This window comes from Arthrobacter sp. MA-N2, assembly GCF_000517125.1.
Taxonomy (GTDB): Bacteria; Actinomycetota; Actinomycetes; order Actinomycetales; family Micrococcaceae; genus Arthrobacter; species Arthrobacter methylotrophus.
On record NZ_KI912155.1, the window covers coordinates 2,522,790 to 2,536,031 of the forward strand.

The 13,242-nt window shown below is 63.5% G+C and carries 14 protein-coding genes; 11 read left to right on the forward strand and 3 right to left on the reverse strand.

Annotated elements, in window-relative coordinates; translation table 11 throughout:
• The first annotated feature begins 2 nt into the window (after positions 1-2).
• From A3M3_RS0112480 to A3M3_RS0112495, 4 genes are all read left to right on the forward strand, one after another.
• On the forward strand, positions 3-2,876 hold the full coding sequence (locus A3M3_RS0112480) for an FtsK/SpoIIIE family DNA translocase (RefSeq protein WP_028266617.1): 2,874 nt from the start codon (positions 3-5) through the stop codon (positions 2,874-2,876).
• Between the two features lie 9 nt (positions 2,877-2,885).
• Complete coding sequence (gene pgsA, locus A3M3_RS0112485) at positions 2,886-3,488, forward strand: CDP-diacylglycerol--glycerol-3-phosphate 3-phosphatidyltransferase (protein WP_028266618.1); 603 nt, start codon at positions 2,886-2,888, stop codon at positions 3,486-3,488.
• Positions 3,485-3,988 (forward strand): CinA family protein, encoded by a 504-nt coding sequence (locus A3M3_RS24930; protein WP_035741712.1) that lies wholly within the window; start codon positions 3,485-3,487, stop codon positions 3,986-3,988. Before pgsA ends, A3M3_RS24930 begins: the two co-directional genes overlap by 4 nt.
• 131 nt (positions 3,989-4,119) lie before the next feature.
• A complete protein-coding gene (locus A3M3_RS0112495) occupies positions 4,120-4,572 on the forward strand; it encodes a helix-turn-helix domain-containing protein (protein ID WP_028266619.1) in 453 nt (150 codons plus the stop codon).
• A gap of 93 nt (positions 4,573-4,665) precedes the next feature.
• On the opposite strand, the gene A3M3_RS0112500 is transcribed toward A3M3_RS0112495, so the two are convergent.
• On the reverse strand, positions 4,666-5,163 hold the full coding sequence (locus A3M3_RS0112500) for a MarR family winged helix-turn-helix transcriptional regulator (RefSeq protein WP_028266620.1): 498 nt from the start codon (positions 5,161-5,163) through the stop codon (positions 4,666-4,668).
• 41 nt (positions 5,164-5,204) lie between these two features.
• Here A3M3_RS0112500 and A3M3_RS0112505 point away from each other — a divergent pair, with 41 nt between their 5' ends.
• The 7 genes from A3M3_RS0112505 (at position 5,205) to dapF (ending at position 12,269) form a co-directional block, all read left to right on the forward strand.
• Positions 5,205-5,444 carry a DUF3046 domain-containing protein gene (locus tag A3M3_RS0112505; RefSeq protein ID WP_028266621.1) on the forward strand — a complete coding sequence of 80 codons (240 nt, stop codon included), beginning with the start codon at positions 5,205-5,207 and terminating at the stop codon, positions 5,442-5,444.
• A 239-nt stretch (positions 5,445-5,683) separates the two neighbouring features.
• A complete protein-coding gene (recA, locus tag A3M3_RS0112510) occupies positions 5,684-6,730 on the forward strand; it encodes a recombinase RecA (protein WP_028266622.1) in 1,047 nt (348 codons plus the stop codon).
• Between the two features lie 55 nt (positions 6,731-6,785).
• Entirely contained in the window at positions 6,786-7,346 is a 561-nt protein-coding gene (locus A3M3_RS24935) for a regulatory protein RecX (protein ID WP_051423151.1), read from the forward strand.
• Positions 7,347-7,475: 129 nt separating this feature from the next.
• Entirely contained in the window at positions 7,476-8,717 is a 1,242-nt protein-coding gene (locus A3M3_RS0112520) for a hypothetical protein (protein WP_035741714.1), read from the forward strand.
• A 70-nt stretch (positions 8,718-8,787) separates the two neighbouring features.
• Entirely contained in the window at positions 8,788-10,320 is a 1,533-nt protein-coding gene (gene miaB / locus A3M3_RS0112525) for a tRNA (N6-isopentenyl adenosine(37)-C2)-methylthiotransferase MiaB (RefSeq protein WP_051423336.1), read from the forward strand.
• 7 nt (positions 10,321-10,327) lie between these two features.
• Positions 10,328-11,269 (forward strand): tRNA (adenosine(37)-N6)-dimethylallyltransferase MiaA, encoded by a 942-nt coding sequence (gene miaA / locus A3M3_RS0112530; RefSeq protein WP_051423337.1) that lies wholly within the window; start codon positions 10,328-10,330, stop codon positions 11,267-11,269.
• A gap of 31 nt (positions 11,270-11,300) precedes the next feature.
• Entirely contained in the window at positions 11,301-12,269 is a 969-nt protein-coding gene (gene dapF, locus A3M3_RS0112535; protein ID WP_028266626.1) for a diaminopimelate epimerase, read from the forward strand.
• Here the strand turns inward: dapF and A3M3_RS0112540 are convergent.
• Positions 12,250-12,864: a class I SAM-dependent methyltransferase gene (locus A3M3_RS0112540; protein WP_028266627.1), complete on the reverse strand. Its 615-nt coding sequence runs from the start codon at positions 12,862-12,864 to the stop codon at positions 12,250-12,252. The genes dapF and A3M3_RS0112540 overlap by 20 nt on opposite strands.
• A 6-nt stretch (positions 12,865-12,870) precedes the next feature.
• Positions 12,871-13,062: a hypothetical protein gene (locus tag A3M3_RS0112545; RefSeq protein ID WP_028266628.1), complete on the reverse strand. Its 192-nt coding sequence runs from the start codon at positions 13,060-13,062 to the stop codon at positions 12,871-12,873.
• Positions 13,063-13,242 lie beyond the last annotated feature (180 nt).

Sequence of the window (13,242 nt, forward strand, 5' to 3'; positions counted from 1 at the left end):
ATATGGCGACTCGTACTACCTCCGCGCCTAGAGGCAGCTCCAACAGCAAACCCGCCGGGGCAGGTTCACGTTCGGGCAGCGGCCGGACCCCGGCAAAGACCGGCAGGAGCGGCACCGGCACGGCCCGCGGCAAGCAGGCCGCCGTCGTCGAACCCCAACAGCCATGGATCCTGCGGGCGATTGCCGGCGTCTGGCTGGGAATCGGGCACGTGGTGGGTGCGGGCATTCGCCGGATCGGCTACGACGTCAGCAACCTGGAACCGGCGGACCGCCGGGACGGTGCGGCGCTTTTCAACCTCGCTCTCGGCGTCTTTATCGCAACTTTCGCATGGTGGGGCTTTAAAGGCTGGTTCCCGGACGTTGTCTACGGCATCGTGAACGGCACCTTCGGCTGGGTATCCCTGCTCTTGCCGCTCATGTTGTTCGTGTGCGCTTTCCGGCTCTTCCGGCAGCCGGCGGACAGCCGGGGCAACAATCGCGTAGGCATCGGATTCCTGATCATGGCGTTCGCCGGCACCGGTTTGGCCCACATCCTCGGAGGTCAGCCGACTGTTGCCGATGGCTTTGACGGGCTCCGGCGGGCAGGCGGGATGCTAGGCTTCCTCGCGGCGTCTCCACTTACCGCAATCCATCCCGCGGTGCCGGTGATGGTTTACGGCGGCTTGGCTTTCGTCTCCGTCCTGATCGTGACGGCGACGCCCTTCGGGGCCATTCCGCGGCGTATTCGCGGTGCCTACGAGCACCTCATGGGCGTCGACCTGGTGGATACCGAAGCGCAGCGCGGAGATTCGCATGACCGCAGCTACCTCTACGAAAACGCGGCAACGGGGGCACCCCCGAAGAAGCGCCGTAAGCGCTTCTTCGGCAAGGATCACGACGACGCCACCCTTGAGGGCTATGTCGGCGACGAGGCGTTCGAACACGCAATCGTCGACGACGACGTTCCTCCCGCAAACGGCGCGCCGTCCGTGCCGCCAGGGGTGCGCCGGCCCACTCAGGCCGAAATCGCTGTCGAGAAGATCAAAGCCGCGCAGGGGCTGGGAACCCCGAAGGCGGTTGCGGACAACGCGACCGAAGCGATCCCCATGGTTGCGCCGACCGCCGCACTATCCCCGGCTGCAGCCCCCGTGATCGTGCCTTCGGCGCCGGTCAGTCCGCCGCCGCCCCCCACGCCGATCCCGCAGCGGACCGAGCAACTGTCTCTCGCCGGCGACGTCACATACACCCTGCCCTCCTCGGACAACCTGACCCCGGGGTCCATCCCGAAGGAACGTACCGAAGCGAACGACGCCGTCGTAGCCGCCCTCACAGACACCATGCAGCAATTCAACGTGGACGCCACGGTCACCGGGTTCAGCCGCGGCCCCACCGTGACCCGCTACGAGATCGAACTCGCACCGGGCACCAAGGTGGAGCGCGTTACGGCTTTGTCGAAGAACATTTCCTATGCCGTGGCGTCGAGCGATGTCCGCATCCTCAGCCCCATCCCGGGCAAGTCCGCCATCGGTATCGAGATCCCTAATACGGACCGCGAAACCGTGTCCCTCGGCGATGTCCTGCGCAGCCAGAACGCGAGGCGGACAGACCATCCGATGGTGATGGGCGTCGGCAAGGACGTCGAGGGCGGCTATGTCGTGGCGAACCTCGCCAAGATGCCGCACTTGCTCGTTGCCGGTGCTACGGGTGCGGGTAAGTCATCGTTCGTGAACTCGATGATTACGTCCATCCTGATGCGGGCCACACCGGACGAAGTGCGCATGGTCATGGTGGACCCCAAGCGCGTGGAACTGACCGCCTATGAAGGTGTTCCGCACCTCATTACGCCTATCATCACCAATCCCAAGAAAGCCGCGGAAGCTCTCCAGTGGGTGGTCCGCGAAATGGACGCCCGCTACGACGACCTCGCCAACTACGGCTTCAAGCACATCGACGATTTCAATAAGGCGGTCCGCGCCGGCAAGGTGGTGCCGCCGGTCGACTCCAAGCGCATCATCAAGCCGTACCCGTATTTGTTGGTGATCGTCGACGAGCTCGCTGACCTCATGATGGTTGCCCCGCGCGACGTCGAAGACTCCATTGTCCGCATCACCCAGCTTGCCCGTGCCGCAGGTATCCACCTGGTCTTGGCCACCCAGCGTCCATCCGTCGACGTCGTCACTGGCCTCATCAAGGCGAACGTGCCGTCCCGCATGGCCTTTGCCACATCATCCGTCACTGACTCCCGCGTGGTCCTGGACCAACCCGGCGCGGAGAAACTCATTGGCCAGGGTGACGCCCTGTTCCTGCCCATGGGTGCCTCGAAGGCCATGCGCGTGCAGGGCGCCTGGGTCACGGAGTCCGAAATCCACCGGGTGGTTGAGCACGTCAAGGGCCAACTCAAGGCCGTGTATCGCGACGACGTGGCCCCCGAGGCGCAGAAGAAGCAGATCGACGATGATATCGGAGACGATCTCGAGGTCTTGCTTCAGGCCACCGAACTCGTGGTCACCACGCAGTTCGGTTCCACCTCGATGTTGCAGCGCAAGCTCCGCGTCGGCTTCGCCAAGGCGGGCCGCCTCATGGACCTCCTGGAATCCCGCGGGGTCGTCGGACCGTCCGAAGGCTCCAAGGCCCGCGATGTCTTGGTCAAACCGGACGACCTCGCTCCCGTGTTGGCGGCCATGAAGGGCCAGGATGCTCCAGCCAGTCCCGATGCCCACACAGCTGCCTTGAGCGAGAACGCGAACGCGAATATCGCCGTCGGGGGCTACGCAGAGGACCTGGTCGCCACCGATCTTGAGAACCGGAAGCAAGCCAGGGACTACCACGACGGAGCAGACGCCTCCGATGACGAAGACGATGCCGGCGAAGACGCCTGGTCCCTGACCGGACGGTAGCCTAGAGGGGTGACTACATCCGACGGCAGCAAAGCCGGTTTCAGCAGCTCCGATATCTGGAACCTGCCCAATCTCCTGACGATGCTTCGGATTGTCCTGGTCCCGTTCTTCGTCTGGTTCCTCCTGGCGGACAACGGCCGGCATGGCATCTGGCGCTGGGCAGCCGTGCTCGCCTTCGCCGTCGCCATCTACACTGACAAGCTCGACGGCGACATCGCCCGCAGCCGCAACCTCGTCACCAACTTCGGCAAGATCGCGGACCCCATTGCCGACAAATTGCTTATCGGATCGGCACTTGTGCTCTTATCAGTGCTGGGGGAGCTGCCGTGGTGGATCACCGTCCTCATCCTTGTGCGTGAATGGGGTATCACCGCCTTGCGTTTCTTTGTGATCCGCTATGGCGTCATGCCGGCTTCGCGCGGCGGCAAGCTCAAGACCGTGATCCAGACTGTCGCAATTTTCCTTTACATCCTGCCGTTGAATTCTTTCGCTCCGTGGCTCGTCAGCGTTGCGTTCTGGGTCATGATCGTTGCCCTCGCCATCACCCTGTGGACCGGGGTCGAATACGTCATCGAGGCCATCAAGCTCCGCACAGCCGGCAGGCGGCGATGAGCCGCGCCGTTGAGGAGGTGGCCGCGTCCGCCGTCTACGCTGCCATCGAGCGGGGCATCACCGTGGCTACCGCGGAATCCCTGACGGCCGGGCTGGTGGCCGCGACCCTCGCGGACACTCCAGGGGCGTCAGGCATGCTCCAAGGCGGGGTGGTCGCCTATCAGAATTCGGTCAAAGCGGGGATCCTTGGTGTGTCCGGACAGTTGCTCTCCGCCGTCGGATCCGTCGACGCCGAGGTGGCGGCGGCCATGGCCGCCGGCGCCAGGCGCGCGTGCGGGGCCGACGTCGGAGTATCCACCACGGGGGTTGCGGGGCCTTTGCCGCACGACGGGAAAACCGTGGGTACCGTTTTCATTGGCGTCGCCACGTCGAGCGGAGCCGCGGCGCATTCCTATTCCTTTCGGGGGGATCGTCCGAGTATCCGTGCGCAGGCAACCGTGGCCGCACTGGAGCGCTTGCTGGAGTGCCTCGTCCGTGCCGACTTACCAGACGTAAAGTAGCCGGGAACAAAAACAGTGGCCCAATAGTTGTTACATTGTGTCGCCTCGGAATGGCCGGGGCGCCTAGGATGTAGAAAACAACGGTGCACCTGCACGGTGAACCGGACTTACGAGGGAGCAAGGCGATACAGATGGTTAAGCAGCCCGTATCCGTAAACGGCGTTGTCCGCTGGAAGGATGTGGGCTTGGCCGAGAAGGCACCGAGCGAACAGAAGGAGCGCAAAATGGTTATTCTGCGTCACGAAATCGGTGATGTCCTGCGCGATGTCCGCCAGCGTCAGGGCCGCACGCTCCGCGAAGTCTCGCACAGCGCCCGCGTTTCCCTTGGCTACCTGAGCGAAGTTGAGCGTGGCCAGAAGGAAGCATCCTCAGAGCTGCTGTCCTCGATTTGCTCAGCTCTGGACGTTCCATTGTCCGGCATGCTCCGCGAGGTCAGTGACCGGGTTGCCGTCGCCGAAGGCGTCGCTGTTCCGGACACGGTCCCCCAGGAATTCGCCCAGCGCTATGGCCGCGATCTCGACCGCGAGCTCAGCGCCGAATTGAACGACGATTTCACCCAGGGCATGCTCTCCGGAGCACGCTAGACGGATATCGCCGAATACTTGAAGTAAAGAAGGAGGGCCTCCAGCTGGAGGCCCTCCTTCTTGGGTCTTTGTGGCTCGTGCGGATTCGTGGCCTCAGTCCTTGCCGGTTCCTTCGCCGTAAGCAGCGTTGAGCCGCTCAATGTAATCAGCCAGCGTCTGGATTTCTTCCAGCGGCCACTCACCCAGGCGTTCCCGGAAGACTTGCCGGCGTGCGTCCTGGACCTGATGCATCTTTTCCTCCCCCTTGGGGGTAAGTCGGATCGACTGGGCACGGCCGTCTTGGGGGTCGGCCTCCTTGTAGACCATCCCGATGCTCTCGAGGAACGCGATCTGACGGCTCACCGAAGGCTTCCCGACGCCGATGCATGAGGCGAGCTCCGTCAGGCGAATGGGGCCCTCGTTGCGGATGATCGAGAGCAGTCCGTAAGCGGCTGGTTCCATGTCCGGATGGACCTGGCGAGATAACTGGTGCGATAGTGATCGTGCGCGCCGCCAGAACATGCTCAACTGGTGTTCCACCTGCTGGAGGGCGGCGTCAACATTGTCGCCTGCATCCAGCATCTCTGGTGCGTCGTCGGGAGTGTTGCTCATGACAACCATTCTAGAGTCCGGTCCCGTGAGAGACTCTATTGGTGCGAATCAGTGACTTCTGGCGGCTGATGGACGATGAATTCGGGGCTGGCTACTCCCGGGTCCTCAGCAGCTCTCTTATATTGGCCGGCGTCGGCGGCCGTACGGCCGCCGACGCGCTGGCCGCGGGCTATAGCCCCCGCGACGTCTGGCTTGCCCTGTGCGAGGTCCAGGATGTTCCGCCGGAACGACGCCTCGGCAGGGACGTCAAGCCTGCCGACAAGGGCCCAGGAACGTTCTGACTTCCAGTGCCCAGGGACACGCCAACAAATTTGTTCGAATATCTGTTCGGATGAGGCTATGCTCCTTTCAGAGGAAAATTGACCCTAGCGGACCGGTTTTCGGCTCATTCGAAGCCCGTGGTTATCCACATAGACGAAGTCGCACGCAAAATTGTCAGCGGCCCGTACTAGCGTCGGATAAGACAGGAAAGCGGCCGTTCAGGCCAGTCCACAGCGAGAAAGCATCAGAGGTGTGAACCATGGCGGCAAATCAGGATCGCGAGAAGGCGCTCGAGGCAGCGCTTGCCCAGATTGACAAGCAATTCGGCAAGGGTTCGGTCATGCGTCTGGGGGACGAAGTCCGGGCGCCTATCGAGGTCATTCCCACCGGTTCCATCGCCCTGGATGTCGCTCTTGGCATTGGTGGGCTGCCGCGCGGTCGTGTGGTGGAGATTTACGGCCCGGAATCCTCGGGTAAGACCACTGTGGCACTGCATGCCGTGGCCAACGCCCAGCGTCAGGGCGGCATTGCAGCCTTCATCGACGCCGAGCACGCCCTCGATCCCGAATACGCCGCGAAACTGGGCGTTGACACCGACGCGCTGCTGGTTTCCCAGCCGGATACCGGTGAGCAGGCGCTCGAGATCATGGACATGCTGATCGGTTCGGGCTCCTTGGACGTCATCGTGATCGACTCCGTCGCCGCCTTGGTTCCCCGCGCTGAAATCGAAGGCGAAATGGGCGACTCCCACGTCGGCCTCCAAGCCCGTCTGATGAGCCAGGCCCTCCGTAAGATCACCGGCCGGCTGAGCCAGACCAAGACCACCGCCATCTTCATCAACCAGCTCCGTGAAAAGATCGGCGTTTTCTTCGGTTCTCCTGAGACCACTACCGGTGGTAAGGCCCTGAAGTTCTATGCCTCCATCCGCATCGACGTCCGCCGCATCCAGACGCTGAAGGAAGGCTCGGATTCGGTAGGTAACCGCACCAAGGCCAAGATCGTTAAAAACAAGATGGCTCCGCCCTTCAAGATCGCCGAGTTCGACATCATCTACGGCCAGGGCATTTCCCGTGAGGGCGGCATTATCGATATGGGTGTCGAGCACGGCATCATCAAAAAGTCCGGTTCATGGTTCACCTATGACGGAGACCAGCTCGGGCAGGGTATGGAGAACTCCCGCCGCTTCCTGCGCGACAACCCGGAGTTGGCCGCGGACCTCGAGCGGCTCATCAAGGAAAAGCTTGGTGTCGGAGTCAAGCCTGCCGAAACCGAAACATCGCCGAAGTTGAAGGCCGTTGACGGCTAAGCGCCAAGGCAAGTCTCAGTCCTCAAGGTCCTGTAGTCCGTCCGCGGATTCCTCCGTGGCATCAGACCCTGAAGCCAATCCGGAAGCGGTTGCACGGGCTATCGTCCTCCGTCAACTGACCAACTCGCCCAAAAGCAGGCTTCAGCTTGCGCGCAAACTGGCTGAGCGGAAGGTGCCGGAAGATGTGGCTGAAGCCGTGTTGGACCGTTTCGAGGAAGTCCGGCTCATCGATGACGCTGACTTCGCCGAGATGTGGGTCCGCAGCCGTTCCCAGTCGAGGAAACTCGCCCGGGGTGCCTTAAGACGCGAATTGGCGGACAAAGGCATCGACGCGGAAACAGCGGAGCAGGCGCTGGGCCAAGTGAGCGATGACGACGAGCGAAATGCGGCAAGGGACTTGGTTGCCCGCCGGTTGAGGGCAGGCATCGACCTTTCCGACAGGACCGCGCGCGACAAGCAGACACGGCGGCTCGCGTCGATGCTTGCCCGCAAGGGCTACCAACCGTCAGCGGCGTTCCGGATTGTTGGCGAGGTCTTGGACGAAGCTTTGGCAGGGGAGGCCGAGTCCCGCCGCGCCGGTGGACCTAGTGGTCACGAGGCGCCCCGCATCAGCTAAACCGGGTTGCTCTGGAAACTGAGAGCTGCCTGTGAGTATGGTCCCGGGCGGCGGGGTTAGCTGGGTTATTGACGGCTTTCGGCTAGGGTTCTGGACGTGTGTTCCGGGTCGGGAAGCAGGTCAGATCCAATGAAACCGTTGTCGTTACGGCTTTCGGCAATCATTGTGCCCTTGCTTGTCGCGTCGCTTCTCCAAGCAGGCCCGGCCTCCGCGGACGACGATGCTCCGCCGTCGGGCTATCCCAGTTGGGCCGAGGTACAACAGGCCCAAGGAAATGAAGCAGCGGCAAGCGCCGAAGTAGATCGTATCAACCAGTTACTGGTTGGCCTCCAGCAGAAGTCCGGTGAACTCGGTGCGGCAGCCATCAAGGCGGGAACCGAGTACGCGAAGGCCCACGACGCTCTGCAACATCAGGAGGCCGTGACGCAGAAACTTGCTGAGGCTTCCCAGCAAGCCAAGGCAAAATCGGACTCGCTGAAGAAGGCCACGTCTTCCCTCGTGGTGAAGGCATACGAGTCCGGTGGCTTCGATCCCGGTCCCTGGTCCCTTGCGAATGCCGCCATCGAACCAGACAACCTCCAGAGTTTCGCCTTGTTGAACAGGGTTCTGGATCGCACGGCTCAGCTGCACGATGATGCACTGAGCGCATCCCGGGCATCTGCGGCTGCAACTGCCCAGGAGCAGGCCGCCCGGGATGTTTTGGCCCAGTTGGACAGCGACGCCGCGGCAAAGGCCCAAGCCGCAGAGTCTGCCCGGCGCGCCGCCGAGGACAGCGTCGCCGCCACGGACGGCCAGCGACAGACCCTCGTTTCACAGCTCGCTTCCTTGACATCCACATCTGCCGCAGTTGCACAGAAATACCAAGAGGGCCAGGCGGCGCTTGCCGCCTATCAGGCGGCCCAGGAAGCCAAAAGGGAGGCAGCGCAGCGCCAGGCGGAAGCCGACGCCGCGGCCGCAGCCAATAGGCAAGCCCAGCAGCCCCAGGCCCCCGTAGTCCCGATCAGCAGCGGAGGAGGCGGCGCGGGTCCCGGAGGCGGAGGAGGCAGCGGCGGAGGCGTGGCCAACGACCCTGCAGGTGCGCGGCAATATGCCTCCTCCCGGCTCGGTGCCTACGGTTGGGGTCAGGACCAAATGCAGTGCCTGTCCCAGCTGTGGACCCAGGAATCAAGCTGGATGACGGATGCCACCAACCCCAGCAGCGGTGCCTACGGCATCGCGCAGGCACTGCCACCGGACAAGTACTATTCGGCCGGCAGCGACTGGCTCAGCAACTACCGGACCCAGATCGATTGGGGACTCGGTTATATCCGGGACCGCTACGGTTCTCCCTGCAACGCGTGGCAGCATGAGATGGGCTTCAACTGGTACTAGCTTGAGGGGCTACCCTAGATGGGTGAGTTCCCCTTCCGTAGCACCTGCACCAGCATCCCTTCAGCAACCCATCCAGGCCCCTGGGGGCGACTTGGCACCCGAGCACGGGGCGAAACGCACGTACCAGGTCCGCACCTTCGGTTGCCAGATGAATGTCCATGATTCCGAACGGATGGCCGGTCTCCTGGAGGACGCAGGTTACGTGCCCGTCGACGGCGGCGTAGCCGACGTCGTGGTTTTCAACACCTGCGCCGTCCGCGAGAACGCCGACAACAAGCTGTACGGCAACCTCGGGGAACTCAAGCAGGTCAAGGCCGCTCATCCCGGCATGCAGATTGCCGTGGGAGGATGCCTGGCGCAGAAGGACCGCGAAACCATCGTCCGGAAGGCTCCTTGGGTGGATGCCGTTTTCGGCACCCACAATGTGGGGGCACTACCGGCGTTGCTTGACAGGGCCCGCCACAACAACGAGGCGCAGCTCGAAATCCTGGAATCCTTGGACGTCTTCCCGTCCACCCTGCCCACGAAGCGTGATTCCGTGTACTCGGGTTGGGTTTCCATCTCCGTAGGCTGCAACAACACCTGCACGTTCTGCATTGTGCCTTCTCTCCGCGGCAAGGAGAAGGACCGCCGTCCCGGCGAGATCCTGGCCGAAATCCAGGCATTGGTCGACGACGGCGCAGTCGAGGTCACCCTGCTCGGCCAGAACGTGAACTCCTATGGGGTGGAATTCGGCGACCGCCTGGCGTTCTCCAAACTGCTCCGCGCTTGCGGTGACATCGAAGGCCTAGAGCGTGTCCGCTTCACGAGCCCGCACCCGGCTGCGTTCACGGACGACGTCATCGACGCGATGGCCGAGACCCCCAATGTCATGCCGCAGCTGCACATGCCCCTCCAGTCCGGCTCGGACAAAGTGCTCAAGGACATGCGCCGCTCCTACCGCTCCACGAAGTTCCTGGGCATCCTCGACAAGGTCCGCGACAAGATCCCCCACGCCGCGATCACCACCGACATCATCGTGGGCTTCCCCGGCGAGACGGAAGAAGACTTCCAAGCCACGCTCGACGTCGTCGAGAAGTCACGCTTCGCCTCAGCCTTCACGTTCCAGTACTCCAAACGCCCGGGCACGCCGGCCGCGGACCTTCCGGAGCAGCTGCCCAAGGCAGTTGTCCAGGAGCGCTACGAGCGGCTGACAGCTCTCCAGGACCGCATCGCGGCTGAGGAGAACGCTCAGCAGTTGGGACGGCGGGTCGAGCTTCTCGTCACGGCACAGTCTGGTCGCAAGGCCGAGGAAACCCACCGTTTGTCCGGCCGGTCCCGGGACCAGAGACTGGTGCATTTCTCCGTTCCGGAAGGCGCCGATACTCCACGGCCCGGCGACTTCGTCACGGTGACCATTACCGAAGCGGCAGCCTTCCACCTTGTCTCCGACCCGGCCACGGCGGCGGATTACAGCCTCCGGCGCTCCCGCGCAGGGGACGCATGGGACCGCTCGCAGGCGGATTCATGCGGCGTTCCGGCGCCGAGTGCGCCAGGCGCAGAGTCTTCAGGTTCAAAGGGCGTCTCCCTCGGCATGCCTTCTCTTCCCGTTCGACGGGGATAGCTTGGGCGTGCCCACAGCACCGGGCGGATCGGCCGATCCGACGCCTTCCGTGATCGCCGTCGTCGGGCCCACTGGCTCCGGCAAATCCGATCTCGGCGTAAACCTCGCCCTCGCGCTGGACGGCGAGGTCATCAACGCCGATGCCATGCAGTTCTATCGCGGCATGGATATCGGCACGGCCAAGATCGACGTCGCGGAACGCAGGGGAGTGCCCCACCATCTCCTGGACACGATGGACGTCACCCAGGAAGCCAGCGTCTCTGCTTTCCAGACCGAGTGCCGTGCGGTTATACGGGACATCCATGGCCGCGGCAAGCGGGCCATCCTGGTCGGCGGCTCCGGCCTCTACGTCCGGGCGGCCCTGGACGTGTTGGAATTTCCCGGCACGGATCCTGCCGTCAGGCAACGGCTGGAGCAAGAGTGGGAATCATCCGGTCTCCACGCCCTCCAGGAACGCCTGCAACGCGTCGACCCCGTTTCCGCGGGCAGGCTCGGCGACGCGCGCCGCGTCATCCGGGCCCTGGAAGTCTTCGAGCTCACCGGGCGCCCTTTCAGTTCCTTCATGCCGCAGCGAGAGTACTTCCAGCCAGCCGTGCAGATAGGGCTCGACGTCGACCGCACGGTACTGCGCGAACGTTTGGCCGAGCGCGTGCACCGGATGGTCGGCGCCGGGCTTCTCGATGAGGTTGAGCGGCTGGACGCCGCCGGGCTGCGACAAGGCAAGACGGCTTCCCGGGCGCTGGGATATGCCCAGTTCCTCAGGGTTCTCGACGGCGAGACGGACACCGCAATGGCTGCCGAGGAAACCATCGTGGCCACCCGACAATTCGCCCGCCGCCAACTCACGTGGTTCCGCGCCGACCCCCGGATCCACTGGCTTGACTGGCAGGACCCGGATTTGGTGGCCAAGGCGGCAGGAATCTCCGCAAAGCGGGCGTCCGTGATTTAGGCGCAACCGCCAGTACAGGTAGCCTTGAGCCATGGATGAAACCCTTGCTTTTTCCGCCCCGCAGCCTTCTGCTGCCGGCGGTGCCGTACCCGCCTCCGGTCTTCACGGACTTGCCTTCTCCAAGGGACATGGTACGGGCAACGACTTCGTCCTGATCGCGGACCCCGAGGACGCGCATCAGATCTCTCCGGAGCAGGTCGCGGCGCTTTGCGACCGCCACTTGGGGATTGGCGGGGACGGGCTCATCCGCGCTGTCCCGTCACGATTCCTGCCCGAAGGCCGCCAGCTTCTCGAAGCAGACTCAAGTGCCGAGTGGTTCATGGACTACCGCAATGGTGACGGCTCGCTGTCCGAAATGTGCGGCAACGGCGTCCGGGTCTTCGTCCATTTCCTCATCGAACAGGGCCTTGTCACGCTCAATCCGGGTGAATCGCTCACTATCGGGACCCGCGGCGGCATCAAGAAGATCGTCCGGACCGCTGACGGCTACGCGGTGGACATGGGCCCTTGGGAGTTCATTTTCCCCCAGGATGCTACTAGCAAGGCCATGGACTCCCTCGTCAGTGCCGACGGACTGGAGGTGGCCCGCCCGGCACTATCTGTGAGCATGGGCAACCCCCACACCGTGGTGGCATTGGCCGAGCTTTCAGAGCTCGCATCCACCCAGCTATTCAAGGCGCCCGTCGTGGATCCCAAACCGGTCAACGGCACCAACGTCGAATTCGTGGTTCCCGCGGAGCCACTCGTGCATGACGGCATGGGCAACATCACAATGCGCGTCCACGAACGGGGCGTCGGGGAAACCCAATCGTGCGGCACCGGTGCCTGCGCGGCCGCCGTCGCGATCCGTCATTGGGCCGGGGAAGGCGCTCCCGACACGTGGCGCGTCAAGGTGCCGGGCGGCGTCGTAGGCGTGCGGTTCTTCCCGGGAGCAAGCGGGCGCGAACACGTGGAGCTCAGCGGACCCGCCGTGATTGTTGCTACTGGCTCTCTTTCCTGATTCGCAAGACGCGAAAGGATTTCGAGGTGCTCTCCCGGGAGACCGAGAATGATCCGTCGAGCGTCTCGGCGAGCCAGCGCTGAAGTGAATCCGCGCCGAGGTTCTTCTGCACCACGAGCCAGGCGTTTCCGCCAGGGGCCAGCCGGGGCAACCATGTCAGCAACAGTTCGTGGAGTCCATCCTTGCCGATACGGATGGGTGGGTTGGACCAGATGGTGTCGAACGTCAGTGCGGGGTCGACGTCGTCGGGCAAGCACGCGGTGACATTGCCAAGATCCAGCAAGGCGGCGTTCTCGTTGGTCAAGGTGACGCAGCGCTCGTTGACATCAACCGCGTGGACGCGTGCGTGGGGAGCCATGAGACCCATCGTCAGCGCAATGGGTCCCCAGCCGCAGCCGATATCCAGCAGGTTTCCTTGCGGGGCTGGCGGAGGCACCTCCGCGAGCAGGATCGCAGTTCCCTTGTCGATACTGTCGGGGCTGAAGATGCCGCTCGATGTCTGGAGCCGGCGGGTCGCGCCGGCCAGTTCCACCGTGAGGGGCTTGCGGGTGAACGGCCCCGCGGGCTGTGCGCTGAAATAGTGAGCAGACTCCATAGCTTGTCAGATTAGTGGCCAGCAGCGGGCAAGGGAAACCGCGCGTCGTGCATACCGGCCCGGCCAGCAGTGCAGGCCGGGCTTGACGACGGCTGGTAATGTGGTGGGCATGTTCTTGATCTTTGAGTAGCCGGCTGAGTAACCGGCTGAGTAGTCGGCATCGCCCGCGACGCAGGCCTGCTTCATGTGCAGCGCCATTCCGCCTTGGTATGTCCGTTCCAGATGCCTTTTCGACGTCTGGACACTCTGCAGATCGTCCCGTGTTTTCCTGTGTCTAACCGTGTTTCCCCGCACGCAATCCGCGCGCCGAAACCCGGATGGAGATCTCCGACCATCGGCAAAGCCCTGCCAGGCATCAGCCCTGCGCGAATTCCGCGC

Bases quoted from the DNA above. Each gene is read 5' to 3' on its own strand.
- A3M3_RS0112480 (WP_028266617.1), top strand. From the start codon at position 3: ATGGCGACTCGTACTACCTCCGCGCCTAGAGGCAGCTCCAACAGCAAA.
- A3M3_RS24930 (WP_035741712.1), top strand. From the start codon at position 3,485: ATGAGCCGCGCCGTTGAGGAGGTGGCCGCGTCCGCCGTCTACGCTGCC.
- A3M3_RS0112495 (WP_028266619.1), top strand. From the start codon at position 4,120: ATGGTTAAGCAGCCCGTATCCGTAAACGGCGTTGTCCGCTGGAAGGAT.
- A3M3_RS0112500 (WP_028266620.1), bottom strand. From the start codon at position 5,163: ATGAGCAACACTCCCGACGACGCACCAGAGATGCTGGATGCAGGCGAC.
- recA (WP_028266622.1), top strand. From the start codon at position 5,684: ATGGCGGCAAATCAGGATCGCGAGAAGGCGCTCGAGGCAGCGCTTGCC.
- A3M3_RS0112520 (WP_035741714.1), top strand. From the start codon at position 7,476: ATGAAACCGTTGTCGTTACGGCTTTCGGCAATCATTGTGCCCTTGCTT.
- dapF (WP_028266626.1), top strand. From the start codon at position 11,301: ATGGATGAAACCCTTGCTTTTTCCGCCCCGCAGCCTTCTGCTGCCGGC.
- A3M3_RS0112540 (WP_028266627.1), bottom strand. From the start codon at position 12,864: ATGGAGTCTGCTCACTATTTCAGCGCACAGCCCGCGGGGCCGTTCACC.
- A3M3_RS0112545 (WP_028266628.1), bottom strand. From the start codon at position 13,062: ATGGCGCTGCACATGAAGCAGGCCTGCGTCGCGGGCGATGCCGACTAC.